The organism is Pseudomonas sp. HR96, assembly GCF_034059295.1.
In the GTDB taxonomy this organism is placed as follows: Bacteria; Pseudomonadota; Gammaproteobacteria; order Pseudomonadales; family Pseudomonadaceae; genus Aquipseudomonas.
The window spans coordinates 5,321,558-5,343,135 of sequence record NZ_CP139141.1 but is presented as its reverse complement, the minus strand read 5'-3'; the positions used below and the strand labels follow the sequence as shown (position 1 = coordinate 5,343,135).

General features: G+C 63.6%; 13 protein-coding genes. 8 read left to right on the top strand and 5 right to left on the bottom strand.

Going from position 1 to position 21,578, the window contains the following annotated elements:
- Nucleotides 1-12: 12 nt before the first annotated feature.
- The 6 genes from aroB (at nt 13) to SFA35_RS23860 (ending at nt 11,042) form a co-directional block, all read left to right on the top strand.
- Nucleotides 13-1,119, top strand: coding sequence for a 3-dehydroquinate synthase (aroB, locus tag SFA35_RS23885; protein WP_320573365.1), 1,107 nt, complete (start codon nt 13-15; stop codon nt 1,117-1,119).
- 48 nt (nt 1,120-1,167) lie between these two features.
- Nucleotides 1,168-2,820 carry an AAA family ATPase gene (locus SFA35_RS23880; protein WP_320573363.1) on the top strand — a complete coding sequence of 551 codons (1,653 nt, stop codon included), beginning with the start codon at nt 1,168-1,170 and terminating at the stop codon, nt 2,818-2,820.
- A gap of 392 nt (nt 2,821-3,212) precedes the next feature.
- Nucleotides 3,213-7,661 (top strand): glutamate synthase large subunit, encoded by a 4,449-nt coding sequence (gene gltB / locus SFA35_RS23875; RefSeq protein WP_320573360.1) that lies wholly within the window; start codon nt 3,213-3,215, stop codon nt 7,659-7,661.
- A 35-nt stretch (nt 7,662-7,696) separates the two neighbouring features.
- Nucleotides 7,697-9,115, top strand: coding sequence for an FAD-dependent oxidoreductase (locus SFA35_RS23870; protein ID WP_320573358.1), 1,419 nt, complete (start codon nt 7,697-7,699; stop codon nt 9,113-9,115).
- Between the two features lie 99 nt (nt 9,116-9,214).
- Nucleotides 9,215-10,279, top strand: a complete 1,065-nt coding sequence (gene hemE, locus SFA35_RS23865; RefSeq protein ID WP_320573354.1) for a uroporphyrinogen decarboxylase — start codon at nt 9,215-9,217, stop codon at nt 10,277-10,279.
- 274 nt (nt 10,280-10,553) lie between these two features.
- A complete protein-coding gene (locus tag SFA35_RS23860) occupies nt 10,554-11,042 on the top strand; it encodes a cytochrome b (RefSeq protein WP_320579200.1) in 489 nt (162 codons plus the stop codon).
- Nucleotides 11,043-11,078: 36 nt separating this feature from the next.
- On the opposite strand, the gene SFA35_RS23855 is transcribed toward SFA35_RS23860, so the two are convergent.
- Entirely contained in the window at nt 11,079-12,389 is a 1,311-nt protein-coding gene (locus tag SFA35_RS23855) for an MFS transporter (RefSeq protein WP_414058439.1), read from the bottom strand.
- A 130-nt stretch (nt 12,390-12,519) separates the two neighbouring features.
- On the opposite strand from SFA35_RS23855, the gene SFA35_RS23850 reads away from it, so the two are divergent.
- On the top strand, nt 12,520-13,422 hold the full coding sequence (locus SFA35_RS23850; protein WP_320573350.1) for a LysR family transcriptional regulator: 903 nt from the start codon (nt 12,520-12,522) through the stop codon (nt 13,420-13,422).
- A 105-nt stretch (nt 13,423-13,527) separates the two neighbouring features.
- Nucleotides 13,528-14,298, top strand: a complete 771-nt coding sequence (locus tag SFA35_RS23845; RefSeq protein ID WP_320573348.1) for a ParA family protein — start codon at nt 13,528-13,530, stop codon at nt 14,296-14,298.
- A 5-nt stretch (nt 14,299-14,303) separates the two neighbouring features.
- Here the strand turns inward: SFA35_RS23845 and trxC are convergent, their stop codons facing one another.
- The 4 genes from trxC to SFA35_RS23825 all read right to left on the bottom strand — a co-directional run bounded on the left by trxC (nt 14,304) and on the right by SFA35_RS23825 (nt 21,441).
- A complete protein-coding gene (gene trxC, locus SFA35_RS23840; RefSeq protein WP_320573346.1) occupies nt 14,304-14,744 on the bottom strand; it encodes a thioredoxin TrxC in 441 nt (146 codons plus the stop codon).
- 87 nt (nt 14,745-14,831) lie between these two features.
- Complete coding sequence (gene selO, locus SFA35_RS23835; RefSeq protein WP_320573344.1) at nt 14,832-16,286, bottom strand: protein adenylyltransferase SelO; 1,455 nt, start codon at nt 16,284-16,286, stop codon at nt 14,832-14,834.
- 16 nt (nt 16,287-16,302) lie between these two features.
- Nucleotides 16,303-19,662 carry a mechanosensitive channel MscK gene (gene mscK, locus SFA35_RS23830; protein ID WP_320573342.1) on the bottom strand — a complete coding sequence of 1,120 codons (3,360 nt, stop codon included), beginning with the start codon at nt 19,660-19,662 and terminating at the stop codon, nt 16,303-16,305.
- Nucleotides 19,663-19,698: 36 nt separating this feature from the next.
- Entirely contained in the window at nt 19,699-21,441 is a 1,743-nt protein-coding gene (locus SFA35_RS23825) for a potassium/proton antiporter (protein ID WP_320573340.1), read from the bottom strand.
- Between the last annotated feature and the right edge of the window lie 137 nt (nt 21,442-21,578).

The following is a 21,578-nucleotide window of genomic DNA, read 5'->3' as shown; positions in this document are numbered from 1 at the left end:
CGAGTGCATGACATGCAGACACTGACCGTCGAACTGGGTGAGCGCAGCTACCCCATCCACATTGGCGAAGGCCTGCTCGGCCAGCCCGGGCTGCTGACGCCGCATATCGCCGGGCGTCAGGTGGCCATCGTCTCCAACACCACGGTGGCGCCGCTGTATCTGGAGCGCTTGAGCCAGTCGCTGGGTGCCTATTCGGTGGTGTCGGTGGTGTTGCCCGATGGCGAGGCGCACAAGAACTGGGAAACCCTGCAAACCGTCTTCGATGCCCTGCTGACAGCTCGGCTGGACCGCCGCGCCACCCTCATCGCCCTGGGCGGCGGGGTGATCGGCGACCTCACCGGCTTCGCGGCGGCCTGCTACCAGCGCGGCGTCGACTTCATCCAGATCCCGACCACGCTGCTGTCCCAGGTGGACTCCTCGGTGGGTGGCAAGACCGGCATCAACCATCCGCTGGGCAAGAACATGGTCGGCGCGTTCTACCAGCCCAAGGCCGTGCTGATCGACACCTCGACCCTGGCCAGCCTGCCACCGCGCGAGCTCTCGGCGGGCCTGGCGGAGGTCATCAAGTACGGGCTGATCTGCGACGAGCCGTTCCTGCGCTGGCTCGAGGAGCACATCGAGGCCTTGCGCAATCTCGACCAGGCCGCTCTCACCGAAGCCATCGCGCGCTCCTGCCAGGCCAAGGCGGACGTGGTCGGCGCCGACGAGCGCGAGGCTGGCCTGCGCGCTACCTTGAACCTGGGTCACACCTTTGGTCACGCCATCGAGACGCACATGGGGTATGGTGTCTGGCTGCATGGTGAGGCAGTGGCTACCGGCACGGTGATGGCCCTGGAAATGTCCATGCGCCTGGGCTGGATCAGCCAGGCCGAACGCGACCGCGGCATCGTATTGCTGCTGCGCGCGGGCTTGCCCGTGGTGCCTCCGGCCGAGATGACCGCGCAGGATTTCCTCGAGCACATGGCCATCGACAAGAAGGTCATCGACGGTCGCCTGCGCCTGGTACTGCTGCGCCGTATCGGCGAGGCGGTGATCACCGACGAGTATCCTCGCGAGGTGCTCCAGGCGACGTTGATCGCCGATTACCAGGCCATCGCCGATGGCCTGCTGGTAACCTGATGCACAGGCGCTCGTCCATCAACAAACAATCAGATCTATGAGAATTCGATGACAAGTCTGCACGCCGACGAGGCTTTCCTCGGCCACTATCAGCTGGAACACGACCCCTTCGCGGCGCGCGTTCCCGGCTTCAAGTTCTTCCCTGCCCAGCGCAAGCCGGTGCTGGGCCAGTTGCACCATCTGGCGCGCTACAGCCAGCTGCTGCTGGTGGTCACCGGGCCCCACGGCAGCGGCAAGACCTTGTTGCGCCAGGCCCTGGTGGCCAGCACCAACAAGCAGTCGGTGCAAAGCGTGGTGGTGTCGGCCCGTGGCGCCGGCGATGCGGCCGCTGTGCTCAGCCAGGTCGCCCAGAGCCTGGGCGTGGCGCAGCTGGAAGTCACTGCCATTCTTGCGCAGATCGTGCAGTTGGCGTTGACCGGGCAGGAAGTCTACCTGCTGGTGGACGATGCGGAACAACTCGACGAATCCGCACTCGAAGCCCTGCTCGCCCTGGCGGCCGGCGCCCCTGAGGGGCGGCCGCATGTGTTCCTGTTCGGCGAGCCGTCGCTGATCGCCGGTCTGGAAAACCTCGCCGCCGAGGAGGAAGTGTTCCACGTCATCGAGCTGGAACCGTACACCGAAGAAGAAACCCGCGAGTATCTGGCCCAACGCCTTGAAGGTGCAGGCCAGAGCATCAAGCTGTTCAGTAACGAACAGATCACCGATATCCACGAGAATTCGGCGGGTTGGCCGGGAATCATCAACCAGGTCGCCCGCGATGCAATGATCGAGGCCATGATCGCAAGCCGTTCTGCGGTTAAGCGTCCATCTATGGGGTTTAAAATGCCGAAAAAACTGGTACTGGCGTTCTCCGCCGTCGTTGTGGTGGCCGTTGCCGCCGCCTGGATCATCCCGGGCCGCAACAAGGCGCCGACTGCCGGCGCGCCGCAGCAGGCGCAACTGCCATTGGGCCAGGGTCAGCCGACCACGGCCAAGTCCAACAATGCCGACGGCCCGGCCGTCGAATTCTCCGGCAACACCCAATCGCTGCCGCTCAATGGCCAGCCGGTCATGCGCGGCCCGCTGGCGGCCAATGCTGGCGCTGGTGCCGGTGATGCCGACGGCGAAGACAGCGCCCCAGGAGCCGCTGCGCCGGCGCCTGCGACGCCGAACAATGCCGTGCCGCAGTCTTCGTTCAAGCCGCCAACCGTGACTACCACCGCGCCACCTCCAGGTGTACAGGCCGGTCCCGCCGCGACCATGGCGCCGGCGCCGACCCCGGCACCGCGGGCTCAGGCACCGGTGGCAGCGGCCAAGCCGGCTCCGGCCAAGGCCGAGCCGATCAAGCATGAAGCCGCCAAGCCGGCGACCCAGTTGGCCAAGGCCGAAACCAAGCCGGCCGAAAAACCCGCCGCACACGCTGCCGCAGGCGCTGCCGGCAGTGGCTGGTACGCAGGCCAGGCGCCGGGCAACTATGTGGTGCAGATCATCGGCACTAGCTCCGAAGCCACCGCACGCACCTATACCGCCCAGGGTGGCGAGTACCGCTACTTCAAGAAAACCCTGCAGGGCAAGCCGCTGTACGTGGTGACCTACGGCAACTTCGCCAGCCGCGAAGCGGCGCTCGCCGCGATCAAGAACTTGCCAGAGAAGGTCCAGGCTGGTAAACCTTGGCCTCGCTCGGTGGCCAGCGTCCAACAGGACCTTGCCACGGCACACTGATCCAGTGATGGGCGGGCCACTCTAAGGCTCGCTCTATTTCACCTGAAGCACTAATCTGATCAAGCGAAGCCTGCTGCACACAATGCGGCGGGCTTCCGCGTCCCAGAGCGGTTGGTAGCGCATAGCTATTGCCGTACTGTCTGATTACCGGCAGACTCCAGCGAAAGTTGCTATCACAACACCTCGCTAGAAACATTCAAAAAAGCGACACGAGTTTGCGCGCGTTCGTCGCCGAATTTGTGAGCGACCCTGTCGCTGTGTACAATGACCTCCCTTTTGCCCCCACAAAGCTGGCGAACGTCTAGCGTGGGTGGTAAGCGGTTGAATTGAAAAGAAATTTGCCTCCGAGAGAGATTTCCCTCCAAGAGAGGCAGCCTGGTGAGAAAGTGTCTATGAAAACAGGTCTGTACCATCCCGACGAATTCAAGGATAACTGTGGTTTTGGCCTGATCGCCCATATGACGGGCGAACCCAGTCATCACCTGTTGCAGACGGCCATCGAGGCCCTGACCTGCATGACCCACCGCGGTGGGATCAACGCCGACGGCAAGACCGGCGACGGCTGCGGGTTGCTGATCCAGAAGCCCGACCAGTTCCTGCGCGCCATCGGCCAGGAAACCTTTGGCGTCGAGCTGCCGCGTCAGTACGCGGTGGGCATGGTCTTCCTCAACCAGGACGAAAGCCGTGCCGACGCGGCTCGCGAGAACATGAACCGCGAGATCCTCGCCGCCGGCCTGCAGCTGATCGGCTGGCGCAAGGTGCCGATCGACACCAGCGTGCTCGGCCGCCTGGCCCTGGAGCGGCTGCCGCAGATCGAGCAGGTGTTCATTGGCGGCGAAGGCCTGAGTGACCAGGAATTCGCCATCAAGCTGTTCAGCGCCCGTCGTCGGTCGTCGGTGGCCAACGCCGCCGACACCGACCACTACATCTGCAGCTTTTCGCACAAGACCATCATCTATAAAGGCCTGATGATGCCGGCGGACCTGGAAGCCTTCTTCCCGGACCTGGGTGACGAGCGCCTGCAGACCGCGATCTGCGTGTTCCACCAGCGCTTCTCCACCAACACGCTGCCCAAGTGGCCGCTGGCCCAGCCGTTCCGCTTCCTCGCGCACAACGGTGAAATCAACACCATCACCGGCAACCGGAATTGGGCCCAGGCGCGGCGCACCAAGTTCGCCAACGAACTGATCCCCGACCTCGAAGAGCTCGGCCCGCTGGTCAACCGCGTGGGTTCGGACTCCTCGAGCATGGACAACATGCTCGAGCTGATGGTCACTGGCGGTATCGATCTGTTCCGCGGCGTGCGTATGATCATCCCGCCCGCGTGGCAGAACGTCGAGACCATGGACCCCGACCTGCGGGCGTTCTACGAATACAACTCGATGCACATGGAACCCTGGGACGGCCCCGCTGGCGTGGTCATGACCGAAGGTCGCCATGCCGTGTGCCTGCTCGACCGCAACGGCCTGCGCCCGGCGCGCTGGGTGACCACCAAGAATGGTTACATCACCCTGGCCTCGGAAATCGGCGTGTGGAACTACAAGCCCGAGGACGTCATTGCCAAAGGCCGCGTTGGCCCTGGGCAGATCTTTGCCGTGGACACCGAGACCGGGCAGATCCTCGACACTGACGCCATCGACAACCGTCTGAAATCGCGCCACCCCTACAAGCAGTGGCTTCGCAAGAACGCCCTGCGCATCCAGGCCAACCTGGAAGACAACGATCACGGTTCGGCCTTCTACAATCCGGATCAGCTCAAGCAATACATGAAGATGTTCCAGGTCACCTTCGAGGAGCGTGACCAGGTGCTGCGGCCATTGGGCGAGCAGGGCCAGGAAGCCGTGGGCTCGATGGGGGACGACACGCCGATGGCGGTGCTGTCGCGCCGTGTGCGCACGCCATACGATTACTTCCGCCAGCAGTTCGCGCAGGTCACCAACCCGCCGATCGACCCGCTGCGCGAAGCCATCGTGATGTCCCTGGAAATCTGCCTGGGCGCCGAGCGCAACATTTTCCAGGAGTCGCCGGAGCACGCTTCGCGCGTCATCCTCAGCTCGCCGGTGATCTCCCCGGCCAAGTGGCGCTCCCTGAGCAACCTCGACCGCCCGGGTTTCGGCCGCGTGGTGATCGACCTCAACTACGACGAGGCGCTGGGCCTGGAAGCCGCCGTGCGCAACATCGCCGATCAGGCGGAAGAAGCCGTGCGGGGCGGCAACACGCAGATCGTCCTCAGCGACCGCAACATCCAGCCGGGCAAGTTGCCGGCCCACGCGGCGCTGGCCACCGGTGCAGTGCACCATCGCCTGACCGAAAAGGGTCTGCGCTGCGACAGCAACATCCTCGTCGAAACCGCCACCGCGCGCGACCCGCACCATTTCGCCGTGCTGATCGGTTTTGGCGCCTCGGCGGTCTATCCGTTCCTGGCCTATGAAGTGCTCGGCGACCTGATTCGTACTGGTGAAGTGCTGGGCGATCTCTACGAGGTGTTCAAGAACTACCGCAAGGGCATCACCAAGGGCCTGCTGAAGATCCTCTCGAAGATGGGCATCTCCACCGTGGCTTCGTACCGCGGCGCGCAGCTGTTCGAGGCCATCGGCCTGTCCGAGGAAGTCTGCGACCTGAGCTTCCGTGGCGTGCCGAGCCGCATCAAGGGTGCGCGTTTCGTCGACATCGAAGCCGAGCAGAAGGCGTTGTCCAGCGAGGCCTGGAGCGTGCGCAAGCCGATCCAGCAGGGCGGCCTGCTCAAATTCGTCCACGGGGGCGAATACCACGCCTACAATCCGGACGTGGTCAACACCTTGCAAGCTGCTGTGCAGCAGGGTGACTACAGCAAGTTCAAGGAATACACGGCGCTGGTGGACAACCGCCCGGTGTCGATGATCCGCGACCTGTTCGCGGTGAAAGAGGCCGCGCAACCGCTGGCCATGGACCAGATCGAGCCGCTGGAGGCCATCCTCAAGCGTTTCGACTCGGCGGGGATCTCGCTCGGCGCCTTGTCGCCGGAAGCCCACGAGGCGCTGGCCGAGGCCATGAACCGCCTGGGCGCGCGCTCCAACTCCGGCGAGGGCGGTGAAGACCCGGCCCGCTACGGCACCATCCGCAGCTCGAAAATCAAGCAAGTGGCCACCGGCCGCTTCGGCGTCACCCCGGAATACCTGGTCAATGCCGAAGTGCTGCAGATCAAGGTGGCCCAGGGCGCCAAGCCGGGCGAGGGCGGGCAGCTGCCAGGCGGCAAGGTCAACGGCCTGATCGCCAAGCTGCGCTATGCAGTACCGGGCGTGACCCTCATCTCGCCGCCGCCGCACCACGACATCTATTCGATCGAAGACCTGTCGCAGCTGATTTTCGACCTCAAGCAGGTCAACCCTGCCGCGCTGGTCTCGGTCAAGCTGGTGGCTGAAGCGGGCGTCGGTACCATTGCGGCCGGCGTGGCCAAGGCCTATGCCGACCTGATCACCATCTCCGGCTACGACGGCGGCACTGGCGCTTCGCCGCTGAGCTCGATCAAGTACGCCGGCGCACCGTGGGAGCTGGGCCTGGCCGAGACCCACCAGACCCTGCGCGGCAACGACCTGCGCGGCAAGGTGCGGGTGCAGACCGACGGCGGCCTGAAAACCGGCCTGGACGTGATCAAGGCGGCCATCCTTGGCGCCGAAAGCTTCGGCTTCGGCACCGCGCCGATGATTGCCCTGGGCTGCAAGTACCTGCGCATCTGCCACCTGAACAACTGCGCCACCGGCGTGGCGACCCAGAACGACAAGCTGCGCAAGGACCACTACATCGGCACCGTCGACATGGTGATCAACTTCTTCACCTATGTCGCCGAAGAGACCCGCGAGTGGCTGGCCAAGCTCGGCGTGCGCAGCCTCGGTGAACTGATCGGGCGCACCGACCTGCTCGAGATCCTGGCTGGCGAGACCGAAAAGCAGCAGCACCTGGACCTGACGCCGCTGCTGGGCAGCGACCACATTCCAGCCGACAAGCCGCAGTTCTGCGAAGTGGACCGCAACCCGCCGTTCGACAAAGGCCTGCTGGCCGAGAAAATGGTCGAGCTCGCGCTGCCGGCCATCGAATCGCTGAGCGGCGGCGACTACGCCATGGACATCTGCAACTGCGACCGCTCCATCGGCGCGCGCATCTCCGGGGAAATCGCCAAGCGTCACGGCAACCAGGGCATGAACAAGGCGCCGGTGACCTTCCGCTTCACCGGCACCGCCGGGCAGAGTTTCGGCGTATGGAACGCCGGTGGCCTGAACATGTACCTCGAAGGCGATGCCAACGACTACGTGGGCAAGGGCATGACCGCTGGCAAGCTGGTGATCGTGCCGCCCAAGGGCAGTCCGTTCAAGACCCAGGACAGCGCCATCATCGGCAACACCTGCCTGTACGGCGCCACTGGCGGCAAGCTGTTCGCCGCTGGCACCGCAGGTGAGCGTTTTGCCGTGCGCAACTCCGGCGCGCACACCATCGTCGAGGGCACCGGCGACCATTGCTGTGAATACATGACGGGCGGTTTCGTCTGCGTTCTTGGCAAGACCGGTTACAACTTCGGCTCCGGCATGACCGGCGGCTTCGCCTATGTGCTGGACCTGGACAACACCTTCGTCGACCGGGTGAACCACGAGTTGGTGGAAATCCAGCGGATCAGCGGCGAAGCGATGGAAGCCTACCGCACGCACCTGGACGGCGTGCTCAAGGAGTACGTCGCGGAAACCGAAAGCGAGTGGGGGCGCAACGTCTGGGAAAACCTCGACGATTACCTGCGCCGTTTCTGGTTGGTCAAGCCCAAGGCCGCCAACCTGAAATCCTTGCTGTCCAGCACCCGTGCCAACCCGCAGTGATATGCGCCTGAAGAGTTTGATGAGGTTTTTTGAACATGGCTGAACGTCTGAGTAATGACTTCCAGTTCATCGAGGTCGGGCGCAAGGATCCGAAGAAGAAACTGTTGCGTCAACGCAAGAAAGAGTTCGTGGAAATCTACGAACCCTTCAAACCCCAGCAGTCGGCCGATCAGGCCCACCGCTGCCTGGGCTGCGGTAACCCGTACTGCGAATGGAAGTGCCCGGTGCACAACTTCATTCCCAACTGGTTGAAACTGGTCTCGGAGGGCAACATCCTCCAGGCCGCCGAGCTGTCGCACCAGACCAACACCCTGCCGGAAGTGTGCGGCCGGGTGTGCCCGCAAGACCGCCTGTGCGAGGGTGCCTGCACCCTTAACGACGGCTTTGGCGCGGTGACCATCGGTTCGGTGGAGAAGTACATCACCGACACCGCCTTCGCCATGGGCTGGCGCCCGGACCTGTCCAAGGTGGTCAAGACCGGCAAGCGCGTGGCCATCATCGGCGCAGGCCCAGCCGGCCTGGGTTGCGCCGACGTGCTGGTGCGCGGCGGGGTGACGCCGGTGGTATTCGACAAGAACCCGGAAATCGGTGGCCTGCTGACCTTTGGCATCCCTGAGTTCAAGCTGGAGAAGAGCGTGCTGAGCAATCGCCGCGAAGTCTTCACCGGCATGGGCATCGAATTTCGCCTGAACACCGAAGTGGGCAAGGACATCAGCGTCGAGCAGCTGCTCGAAGAGTACGATGCCGTGTTCATGGGCATGGGCACCTACACCTACATGAAGGGCGGCTTCCCCGGTGAAGACCTGCCGGGCGTGCACGATGCGCTGGACTTCCTCATTGCCAACGTCAATCGCAACCTGGGTTTTGAAAAGTCGCCGGAAGATTTCGTCGACATGAAGGGCAAGAAGGTGGTGGTTCTGGGTGGTGGCGATACCGCCATGGACTGCAACCGTACCTCGATTCGCCAGGGCGCCAAGGCGGTGACCTGCGCCTATCGCCGTGACGAAGCGAACATGCCCGGCTCGCGCAAAGAGGTGAAAAACGCCAAGGAAGAGGGCGTGAAATTCCTCTATAACCGTCAGCCTATCGCCATTGTCGGCGAAGACAGGGTCGAAGGCGTCAAGGTGGTCGAGACCCGTCTTGGCGAACCGGATGCCCGGGGTCGTCGCAGCCCCGAGCCGATTCCGGGCTCCGAGGAGATTATCCCGGCCGACGCCGTGGTCATCGCCTTCGGTTTCCGTCCAAGCCCGGCTTCGTGGTTCGAGCAGCATTCGATCCAGACCGACAGCCAAGGCCGGGTCATTGCCCCGGAGCAGGGCAAGTTCAAGCACCAGACCAGCAACCCGAAAATTTTCGCCGGTGGCGACATGGTCCGCGGTTCCGATCTGGTGGTGACGGCGATCTTCGAGGGGCGCAATGCCGCCGAGGGCATCCTCGACTATCTCGAGGTCTGATCCCGATAAATTGACCCGATAGACAAAAGGCACGGCTGGCACCGTGCCTTTTGCTTTGCAGTCTGGGAAAATGCCCGCACTTTTCTGTCGGATGTTGTCATGACTGCCCTGAAGAACGACCGTTTCCTGCGCGCCCTGCTCAAACAACCCGTAGACGTCACCCCAGTGTGGATGATGCGCCAGGCCGGCCGCTACCTGCCTGAATACCGTGCCAGCCGCGCCAAGGCCGGCGACTTCATGAGCCTGTGCATGAACCCGGCGTTCGCCTGCGAAGTCACCCTGCAGCCGCTGGAGCGCTATCCGCTGGATGCCGCCATCCTCTTCTCCGACATCCTCACCATCCCCGATGCCATGGGCCAGGGCCTGTACTTCGAAACCGGCGAAGGCCCGCGCTTTCGCAAGGTGGTCAGTACGCTGGCCGACATCGAAGCGCTGCCCATTCCTGACCCGCAGCAGGACCTGGGCTACGTCATGGACGCCGTCAGCACCATCCGCCGCGAGCTCAACGGCCGGGTGCCGCTGATCGGTTTCTCCGGCAGCCCCTGGACCTTGGCCACCTACATGGTCGAAGGCGGTTCGTCGAAGGACTTTCGCAAGACCAAGGCCATGCTCTACGACAACCCCCAGGCCATGCACCTGCTGCTGGACAAACTGGCGCAGTCGGTTACCAGTTACCTCAACGGCCAGATCAAGGCCGGTGCCCAGGCTGTGCAGATATTCGATACCTGGGGCGGCAACCTGTCGGCGGCGGCCTACCAGGAGTTCTCCCTGGCCTACATGCGCAAGATCGTCAGCGGCCTGATCCGCGAGCATGATGGCCGTCAGGTGCCGGTTATCCTGTTTACCAAGAACGGCGGCCTGTGGCTGGAAAGCATCGCCGACGCCGGTGCCGATGCCCTGGGCCTGGACTGGACCTGCGACATCGGCGAAGCGCGCCGCCGGGTGGGCCACAAGGTTGCGTTGCAGGGCAACATGGACCCGACCGTGCTCTATGCCAAGCCCGATGCCATCCGTGCCGAAGTGGCGCGAATTCTCGCCAGCTACGGCCATGGCAATGGTCACGTGTTCAACCTCGGCCATGGCATCACTCCGGAAGTCGATCCGGAACACGCCGGCGCCTTCATCCGTGCTGTGCACGAGTACTCGGCGCAGTACCACGGCTGAGCACTCAGGTTGCTGAGCGCTACGGCGCTCAGTACTCGAAGTCTACCGGCACGTCTGGTTTTGGTAGATCGGATAGGCATTGGTCGATAAGTGAAGACGGTCGTTCGGGAGCGGGCTTGAGTTCGAAGCGGGTCACTCAATCTAATGCGAAGCAATTTCATTCGCACTAGTGCTGCGGGAAGGACTGCGATAGCATATTGCCTTCTCTGCTCGGGTTACCGCTTGGATGTCCCTGGAAAGATCGGCTGGAGTACGGTATGGCACCGTGCGAGTGATGTTGCATTGGCTGTCGGCGATCTTCATCGTCTGGGCGCTGGTCATGGGCAGTTACGTGAGCTTCCTGCCTGAAACCGCGCGACTGCGTGAGCAGGTCGCGCAGCTCAATGTCTCTCTTGCAACCCTGTTCATTCCACTGTTCGCCTGGCGTCTATGGCTGCGCCTGCGCGCCGAACAAGCCGCGCCCGCGACCTTGGCCGAGCATATGGCCCACTGGGCGCATTGGCTGCTCTATGGGCTGACGGCGCTGGTGCTGGTCACCGGAGTGCTGATGATGAACCGGCCGATCCGCATCTTCGACTGGCTGACCCTGCCGCAGCCGCTGCACGATCCAGCGCTGCTCAAGGGGTTGATGCAAGTGCACGGGGTGAGTTGCGCGGTACTGGCGGGGTTGGTTGGGCTGCATGTACTGGCGGTCATCAAACACGAACTTGGCGGCAGGCGTGTGCTGCGGCGTATGGGCTTTCGAATCAGCCGGAAATTGTAAGAGTCACGGAAGTTTTCCGGGTTGCCATTCGATGGATCACGGCCGAGCCGCCACCGGCGCTAGTTTCGCCAACTTCGCCGCCACCGCCAGCGCCACGATCAGCAACACCGAGATAAACCCGCCGATACCATTCCAGCCGCCATAGTGCCAGGCCAGCCCGCCCAGGGTGCCGGCGACGCTGGACCCAACGTAGTAGCTGAACAGATACAGCGAGGAGGCCTGGCCCTTGGCCTTGGTGGCGCGCTTGCCGATCCAGCTGCTCGCCACCGAATGGGCGCCGAAGAAGCCGAAGGTGAAGACCAGCATGCCGCCGATCACCAGTGGCAACGGCGTCAACAGGTTGATCAGCAAGCCGGCGAACATCAACGCGATGCTCATCCAGAACACATTGCGCCGGCCGTATTTATCGGCCAGCGAGCCGATCTTCGCCGAACTGTAGATGCCCGACAGGTACACCACCGACAACAGCCCGACCAGCGCCTGGCTCATGTGGTACGGCTCGCCGAGCAGGCGGTAGCCGATGTAGTTGAACATGGTGACGAAGGCGCCCATGAGCAGGAAGCCTTCGGCGAACAGCCATGGCAGGCCGGCGTCACGAAAGTGCATGGTGAAGCCGTCGATCAGCCCGCGAGGGTTGAGCCTGCGGGAACTGAAGTTGCGCGAGGCCGGCAGCACCTTGAGGAACACGCAGGCGGCCACCAGTGCCAGGCCGCCGACCACCAGCATCGCCGTGTGCCAGCTTACATAATCGATCAGGACGCCGGTGATCAGGCGCCCGCTCATACCGCCAATGGCGTTGCCGCCAATGTACAGGCCCATGGCCAAACCGATGTGCTGCGGGTGGATCTCTTCGCTCAGGTAGGTCATGGCCACGGCGGCCAGGCCGCTGAGCGACAGCCCGACCAGGGCGCGCATCACCAGGATGCCCTGCCAGGTCGGCATCAGCGCACTGGCAATGGTGCACAGCGCTGCGGCGAACAACGCGGCAACCATCACCGGTTTGCGCCCTACAGCGTCGGAGATCGGGCCGGTGATCAGCAGTCCGATGGCCAGCATGCCGGTCGCGACCGACAGAATCAGGCTGCTCTGCGCCGGGTTGATGGCGAACTCGCGGGACAGGATCGGCATCATTGGCTGCACGCAGTAGAGCAGGGCGAAGGTGGCGAAGCCGCCTGAGAACAGCGCCAGCACGGTGCGCAGGAATAATGGCGTGCCTTTTTCGATGTAGGCCTGCCCCAGTTCGGAGGCTATGTCCGTGGCGATGTCGATGATGGAGGAATCGTGGACTTCCTGGACGTGCGCTTCAGAGGATGGCGCGCGGGCCGAGGGGGCTGCAGCAGTTTTCACAGGGACCCCTTGCAGGCGCAAGCTGGGGAGCGATGGAAAAAGCATATAGCTGGCTAATCATTCTTTCCAATATATTGTTCGACCTGTTTGATAGCTTTTACGACTCATTGGTCGTCTTGGGGAGGTGGGTGTGGAACTGCGTCATCTGCGTTATTTCATCGCCGTGGCCGAGGAGCTGCATTTCGGACGCGCTGCCGAGATGCTGGGCATTTCGCAGCCGCCCTTGAGCCAGCAGATTCAGGCACTGGAGCAGGAGCTTGGCGCGCGCCTGTTCGAGCGCACCAATCGACGAGTGGCGCTCAGCGAAGCCGGCCGGCTATTCCTTGAAGAAGCCCGGCTGGTGCTGGCACAGGTCGACAAGGCCGCTGACGTAGCGCGCAGGGCGCAACTTGGTCAGCTGGGCGAGATGAAGATCGGCTTCACCACGTCCGCACCGTTCAATTCGATGATTCCCAAGGCAATCTATGCCTTTCGCCAGGCCTACCCGGCGGTGCACCTGAATCTTGAGGAAATGAGCAGTCGCGACGTGGTGGCAGCGCTGGTCGACGAGTCGATCGAGATCGGCCTGATTCGCCCCTTCGCCTTGCCCGACTCGGTCGAGGTGCTGGAGCTGTTCACCGAGCCGCTGGTGGCCGTGATCAGCGCCGCGCATCCCTTGGCCCAAGGCAATGAACAAGGCATACGGCTAGCCGAGCTGGCCCAGGAGCCCTTCGTATTCTTCCCGCGCAGCTACGGCAGTGGCCTGCGCGGGCAGTTGCTGCATCTGGCCCAGCAGGCAGGCTTCAGCCCGCATTTCGCCCAGGAGGCCGGAGAGGCGATGACCATCATTGGCCTGGTCTCCGCCGGCCTCGGCGTCTCGGTGCTGCCGGCATCGTTCCAGTGGATGCGCATCGACGGCGTTGCCTACCGTCGCCTGCTCGACCCGGAAGCGACCACCGCCGTATGGCTCCTGCAACGCAAGGGCCGGCGCTCGGCCATGGCCCAGGCATTCGTCGAGCTGCTGAGCCGCGAGGCGGGGTTGGTCAGGCCATAGCGGTGAGGGAGGAATACCAGTCCTGTAGGACTTTTCCCACTTTCACTGGCTAAACGTCACACACGCCCCCTACACTTCAACGAATTTGTACACGGAGGTTTTGCAATGCGGCGTGTGGTGTTCAACCAGAAAGGTGGTGTAGGCAAGTCGAGTATTGCCTGCAATCTTGCAGCGGTCAGCGCGCAGGAAGGCTTTCGAACACTCCTGATCGACCTTGATGCCCAGGCCAATTCGACCCAGTACCTGACCGGGCTGACGGGGGACGACATTCCGATGGGCATCGCCGAATTCTTCAAGCAGATACTGTCCTCGGGGCCGGCGTCGAAGAAGAATCGAGTGGAAATCTACGAGACGCCCTATGACAACCTGCACGTGGTCACGGCCAGCGCCGAGCTGGCCGACCTGCAGCCCAAGCTGGAGGCCAAGCACAAGATCAACAAACTGCGAAAGCTGCTGGACGAGCTTTCCGAAGACTATGACCGGATCTACCTGGACACTCCGCCGGCCTTGAATTTCTATGCGATATCGGCGTTGATTGCCGCAGATCGTGTGCTGATTCCCTTCGACTGCGACAGTTTTTCGCGCAACGCCCTCTATGGGCTGATGGCGGAGATCGAAGAGCTCAAGGAAGACCACAACGAGGGTCTCGAGGTGGAGGGCATTGTGGTCAATCAGTTTCAGGCGCGGGCCAGCCTGCCGCAGCAGATACTCGACGAGCTGATCGCCGAAGGCTTGCCGGTGCTGCCGGTTTACCTGGCAAGCTCCGTGAAGATGCGCGAGTCACATCAGGCCAATGTACCGCTGATCCACTTCGACCCGCGGCACAAGCTGACGCAGCAGTTCGTCGAGCTGCATAACCTGCTTGAGTCGGCCTGAGGGCATCAGCCCTGCACACCGTGCCCGGCCAGCCACGCCAACAGCTGCTGCAACGGCATGGCGCCACTCTGACGGGCCACTTCGCGGCCGTTCTTGAACAATATCAGACTGGGAATCGAACGAATCGCCAACTGGCTGGATAGCTGCGGGTTGCCATCGCTGTCCAGCTTGGCCAGCCGGCACTTGCCTGACAGGCGGCTGGCGGCCTGCTCGAACACCGGCGCGAACGACTTGCAGGGTCCGCACCATTCGGCCCACACATCCACCAGCAACGGCAGGTCGCCCTTGACCTGACTGGCGTAGTCGCCTTGCTTGAGCTCGAATGGCTTGTCGAGCAGCACCATGGCCTTGCAACGCCCGCACTTGGGCTGGTCGGCCAGGCGCTCGGCGGGGATGCGGTTGAGGCCGTTGCAGTGCGGGCAGGGGATCACTAGCGAATCAGTCATGCCGGGCTCCGGGGAAACATTCAGGTATTCCAGCTATCTGGTATTACCCGTGGAAATTTTCAAGTGCCTGATCAACGGCTAAGGACCTCACGAAGAACAGCTGATCTCCAAATGCTTGCCCCACTCCGGCGGTCGCTCGGCGTAGGCTTGCATGCCGGCCTGCTCCTCGAAGGGGCGGGCCAGCACCTGGTGCAGGCGGCGCACTTCTTCGTAGTTGCCATCCTCGGCAGCGTCGATGGCCTTCTGCGCCAGGTAGTTGCGCAGTACGTACAACGGGTTGACCGCGTTCATCCGTGCCGTGCGCCCGGCAGCGTCCTCGCTGGCGATGCGGGCCAGGTAGTCGTGTCCCCACTGATCGAAGCCGGCCAGGTCGACGAAGTCGTCGCGGACCTTGCCCAACGCCTGTGGCGCGGGCTGTTCGCCGAGGCGTCGGAAGAACAGGTTGTAATCCACCGCTCCCAGTTGCATCAGGCCGAGCAGGCGCTCGACCAGGGCCAGGTCGCCGTCCTGCGCGGTGCTCAAGCCCAGGCGTCGGCGCATCAGGTCCAGGTAGTGCGCCTGGTACAGCGGCAGAAACAGCGCCAACGCCTCGCGCAGCGCCTCGACCTCCACCAGGTTGACCAGTGCCTGGCCCAGCGCGCTGAGGTTCCAGTGGGCGATCGGCACCTGATTGCTGAAGGAGTAGCGGCCTTCGTGGTCGGAGTGGTTGCAGATGAAGCCGGCGTCGAAGTCGTCGAGGAAGGCGAACGGTCCGAAGTCGAAGGTGATGCCCAGTATCGACATGTTGTCGGTGTTCATCACCCCGTGGCAGAAACCGTAGGCCTGCCATTGGGCGATCAGCTCGGCGTTGCGCTCGACGATGCTGCGAAACAGCGCCAGGTAGGGCTGTGGCTGCTCCAGGCATTCGGGGTAGTGCGCGGCGATCACGTGATCCACCAGCTTCTGCAGTTGCTCGGGCTGGCGGGTGTAATAGAAGTACTCGAAACTGCCGAAGCGCACATGGCTGTGGGCCAGGCGTAGCAAGGTGGCGCCGCGTTCCTGTTTCTCGCGCCAGACCGGGGTGTCCGAGCCGATCACGCACAGCGCGCGACTGCTGGGGATGCCCAGTGCGGCCAGCGCTTCGCTAGCGAGGAATTCGCGGATCGAGGAGCGCAGCACGGCGCGGCCGTCGCCCATGCGCGAGTAGGGGGTTTGCCCGGCGCCCTTGAGGTGCAGGTCCCAGTGCTCGCCGGCGTCGTTGTACACCTCGCCGAGCAACAGCCCACGGCCGTCGCCCAGCTGCGGGTTGTAATGGCCGAATTGATGACCGGAATACACCATTGCCCGCGGCTCGGCTTCAGCCCACAGCTTGTGCCCGCCGAACAGCTGGGCGAACACCTCCTCCCGAGCCTGGCTGGGGTCGAGGTCGAGCAGAGCCATGGCCGCGTCGCTGGCCACCACCAGCCGCGGCGCGTCGAGTGGCTGCGGCAGGACATGGGTGGAAAACACGTCGCCAAGAGCGGCGAAACGGTTGTCGAAGTTCAGTTCGTCGAGCGCTTTCAAAGGCAGCCTCCCGGCATCAATCCAGTTGTGACAGCGGTGGCCGCGGCGGTGTCTTGGCCTGCGGCGCAGGCTCGATGGCCGGCGGCGCCGGTGGCGGTGAGTCGATCGGCACCATCTTGTATTCCTGACCCTGGGTGTTCTTCAGGTAAACCTCCATCTGTCGGAACGAGATGTTGATGTGGTGCTTCTTGAACTCTCGGTTGATGTAGCGGTTCATTTCGTCGAGCACCGGGTTGCGGTCACCGAGGTCGCGTACGTGCATGCGCAGCTCGTGGTCCAGGGTGCTCTCGCCGAAGTTGAGAAAGTACACGCTGGGCGCCGGGTCCTTGAGCACCCGCGGGTTTTCCGTGGCGCCCTTGAGCAGCAGGGTGCGCACCAGGTCCAGGTCCGAACCGTAGTCTACGCCCAGTTTCAGGGTGACCCGGGTGATGGTGTCGGTCAGCGACCAGTTGATCAGCTGGCCGGTAATGAACGTCTTGTTGGGGACAATGATGTCCTTGCGATCGAAGTCGGTGATGGTGGTGGCGCGGATGCGGATCTTGCTCACCGTGCCCGACAGGTTGCCGATGGTGATGGTGTCGCCGATCCGCACCGGGCGCTCGAACAGGATCATGATGCCGGAGATGAAGTTGGCGAAGATTTCCTGCATGCCGAAGCCCAGGCCGACCGAGAGTGCCGCCACCAGCCATTGCAGCTTGTCCCAGCTGACCCCCAGGGTGGACAGCGTGGAGACGAAGCCGATGCCGGCGATGGCATAGGACAGCAACGTGGTGGTGGCGTAGGCGCTGCCCTGGGCCAGATTCAGGCGCGACAGCACCAGCACCTCGAGCAGGCCGGGCAGGTTGCCCGCCAGAGCGAAGGTGATGCCGATGATCACCAGCGCGCCCAGCAGGTCGCCGAGGCTGATGGGCACCATGCTCATGGCCGCGCCGGTGCCGCTGGTGTATTCGTACAGGGTGATGTTGTCGAGGTAGGCGAATACGCTGATCAGGTCGCTCCAGACCCAGTACAGGGCGCCGATGAAGCCGCCCAGCAGGGCCAGGCGCACCAGGCGCAGGGACTGCTGGTTGACTTGTTCGATGTCCAGGGTCGGTTCTTCCAGCGGGATCTCGCCGTCGCCGCTGTCCTTGGCGGCCTGGCGCTTGGCCAGTGCGCGCTGGTAGGCCAGGCGCCGCGCGGCCACGCCGAGACCGCGCACAAAGGCGGCCTCGATCACCAGCCAGAGCATGGTCAGGTACAGGGTGTCGATCAGCCGGTCGGTCAGCTTCAGCGCGGTGTAGTAGTAGCCGAAGCACACCGCCACGAACAGCGCCACCGGCAGCATGGCAAAGACCACGCCGACGGTCTTGCGAAACAGCGAGGCGGTTTCGTGGGTCGGGCTGCGAATCAGCAGGCGGCTGAGCAGCCAGGCCATCCAGGCGTAGCACGTCAGCACCACGGCGATGCCCAGCACGTCGTCGGCCAGGGCCGAAGGCTGCAGTTCGGCGACCGCCACCACCGACACCAGCGCCAGCACCACGAAACCCAGGCGCCGCACCCAGTTGCGCAGGAATTCGACCTGCGGCTTCTGCCAGCGGAAATGCAGCTCGGCCACGCCGCCCGGCGCCAGCACGCGATAGGCGGTGTAGAACACCAGCCAGGCCAGGCCGATCTGCAGGATCGCCGAGCCGAGGCCGGCGTTCTGCCCGCGGGCGTCGATCAACAGGGCATAGCCGCACAGGGCGAAGGCCATGGCCACCGGCATCGCCAGCAGCACGTTGATCAGGATCGCCAGGGGCGTGTGCCATTGGCGGTCACGCTTGAAGTGGCCGATGTCGCGGTGCACCTTGTTCAGTTGCGCGTAGAGATAATCACGCCGCCACAGCAGCAGGCCGATCACCAGCAACAGCGGCAGGAACAGCCACAGCCGTCCGAGCAGGCCCTCGCGCAGCTCGCCCAGGCTGGATTTCCACGGCAGGGCCTTGAGTTCCTTGGTCAGGCGGTTGGGCACGCCTTCGAACCAGTCGAAATCCAGCGGCTTGTTGCTGGGAATCCAGAACATCTGCTCGTCGAGGGTCGCGCGCAGGCTCTGCGCCGTGCTGAGCAACTGCTTCTGGTTCAACTGCAGGGTGATCGACTCGTTCAACAGCGCGCTGAGCTCGCGGCTCAGACGTTCGAGCAGGTCGCTGCGGGTGGCGACCAGGTCCAGCAATTGCTTGCGCAGCTGCGGCGTGACCTGTTCCGGCGGCTGGGTGGCCAGCAGATTGTCGACGTAGGCGCCGGGTACGCTGATGGCTTCGCGTTGCTGGCTGACGTCGAACTGGTAGAGGCGGATATCGGCGATGCGGTCGGCCAGGTCGCGGTCGACCTTGAGGTGAGGCAGCGCCTGCTTCTGCTTGTAGAGAATCTTGGACAGCAGCAGGCTGCCGCGCAGGACGTTGATCTGCTCGTCCAGGGCCTGGTCGCTCTGGTTGACGCTGTCCAGCTGCTGCTTGGTCTGCAGGTTCTGCTGGGTCAGGGTGTTGAGGCGGTCGGTGCTGCGCAGCAGGTAGTCGGAGAGGGTCACGTTCATCGCGCTCTCGGTGGCCAGCACGCTGCTGCCGCCGGCTTTTTGTGCCTCGATGGACTGCTGGGTCACGGTCTCCTGGGACTGCGCCAGGCGTTTCTGGTTGATCAGGGTCTGCAGGTCCTGAATTTCCTGGTCGATGCGTGCAGCCTTTTCGGCCAGCAGGTCGTGCCGGCTGTTGCCCAGGTCCTGCAGCTGGCTGTTGCCGGCCAGTTCCTGGCGGCGCAGCTCGATCAGCGAGTTGATCGCGGCGAGCTCGGCCAGGTACTGGTTGCGCTGGTCGCTGGAGAGCGCCTTGCCGTTGTCCTTGCCGCTCTTGAGGATGGCGTTGATCTGCTGGATGCGCGTCTGGTTGGTGCTGATCTCGGTCTGCGCGCGCTCGGGGCGGGTCTGTGCGGTGATGATCAGGCTGTTGGCATCGGCCAGGGCCTTCTGCTGGTCGCTCTGTTCGACGCTGCGCTCGCTGAGCAGCTGTTCCAGCTGCGGTACGTTGAGGTTGGCGTAGCGCTGGGTCACCGGAATGACCTTGGTGGCCTTGAGCCTGGTCAGCTCATGCTGGTTTTCCGGGGTTTCCCGTGGCGCGGCGGCAAGCTGCTGCTTGAGCGCTACCAGCTTCTGCTGGTTGTCCTGCTCGGTGTTGAGGAACGTCAGGGTCTGTTCCAGCACTTGCTGCAGGGCTTTCTGGTCGGCGTCGGAGAGCTTGCGATCGGCGATCTTGTCGATGCTTAGCTGCACCGAGTCGATGCTCGGCGAGTCGGCGGCGAATACCGCAGTGCCGCCAAGGCACAGCCCGAGCAGGGCTGCACAGAAAATGGAACGCAAAAAAGGCATAGGAGAAGTCGGACAGCTCGAAAGGAGATGGGCAGTTTAGAGGAAGAGGCCCGGCCCTGGGCGTGTTCCTTCGGGGAATTTGACGCCGACTTTGCGGATCTTGTTCCCGTCCATCAGTGCGACCGTCCACAGGGTGTTGTTCCACTCGATCTGGTCGCCGACGATCGGCGCGCCGCCGACTTTCTGGGTGATGAAGCGACTGAGTGGCATCTTCGGGTCGAGGCCGTCGAGCTTGAGCCCGTACAAGGCCGAGACGGCGCCCAGTTCGGCATCGCCTTCGAGCACGAAGTCGCCGAAGAAGCGCAGGTCCAGGCCGCGCTGTGGCGCCTGGCTGAACAGCTTGCCCAGCGCCGACAGGTTGTGCTCGTGGCCGATCACGCAGAGCAGGTCGTCGACTTCCAGCACGGTGCTGCCGGAGGGGTGCAACAGCTGCTGGCCACGAAACAGCGCGGCGATGCGCGTCCCTTCGGGCATCTTCAACTCGCGCAGGGGCGAGCCGATGCACCACTTTTCGGCACCGAGACGGTAGACGAACAGCTCCCATTCGCTGGTGACGTGGACTTCCAGCGCCGAGCGGGAAATCGGCGCGGGATCGGGCGGGACCATCACCTTGAGCAGCTTGGCTACCCACGGCAGGCTGGTGCCTTGCACCAGCAGCGAGACCAGCACGATGAAGAACGCCAGGTTGAAGTACAGCTGGGCATGGGGCAGCCCGGCCATCAGCGGGAACACCGCAAGAATGATGGGCACCGCGCCGCGCAGGCCGACCCAGGCGATGAAGGCTTTCTCACGACCATGGAAGGCCTTGAACGGCAGCAGCCCGACCACCACCGACAGTGGCCGGGCCACCAGGATCATCCACAGCGCCAAGGCCAGTGCGGGCAGAGCGATGGGTAGCAGGTCGTGGGGCGTGACCAGCAGGCCGAGCACCAGGAACATGCCGATCTGGGCCAGCCAGGCCATGCCGTCGAGCATGTGCAGGATGCCGTGGCGGCTGCGGATCGGCCGGTTGCCCATCACCAGGCCACACAGGTACACGGCCAGGAAGCCGCTGCCGTGCAGGGCGTTGGTCAGGGCGAATACCACCAGGCCGCCGGCCACCACCAGAATCGGGTAGAGCCCGGTGGCCAGGTTGATGCGGTTGACCAGCTGCAACAGCAGCCAGCCGCCGCCGAGGCCGACGATGGCGCCGATGCCGAATTCCTGCACCAGATGGCCGAGCAGGCTGAAATGCAGGCCGGTCTGATGGCGCACCAGCATGTCGATGAGAGTCACGGTGAGGAATACGGCCATGGGGTCGTTGCTGCCCGATTCGATTTCCAGGCTGGCGGTGACCCGCTCGTTCAGGCCTTTGCCGCCGAGCAGGGAAAAGACCGCAGCGGCGTCAGTGGAGCCGACGATGGCGCCGATCAGCAAACCTTGCAGCAGGCTCAGGTCGAATAGCCACGCGGCCATCATGCCGGTCAGGCCGGTAGTGATCAGCACGCCGACGGTGGCCAGCGACAGCGCCGGCCAGAGTGCTACGCGAAAGCTGGCAACCCGGGTGCGCAGGCCGCCGTCGAGGAGGATCACCGCCAGTGCCAGGTTGCCCACCAGGTAGGCCGTGGGGTAGTTATCGAAAATGATGCCGCCACCGTCGACGCCGGCAGCCATGCCCACGGCGAGGATGATGACCAGAATGGGGATGCCCAGGCGCGACGACAGCGAGCTGACCAGAATGCTTGCACCCACCAGCAACGCGCCGATCAAGAACAGGCTGTTGATGGTGTTCGCATCCAAAGGCATTTCTCCAGGTCAGTAGGCAAGGCGCTGGCGCGGCATGGGGACCATGGCCTATGCAGCCAGCGTGCCAAGGGATTCTAACCCGCTGAATTGTATCGCTGTCAAAAAGCTTGAGGCGCTTGCGGAAAAAACGC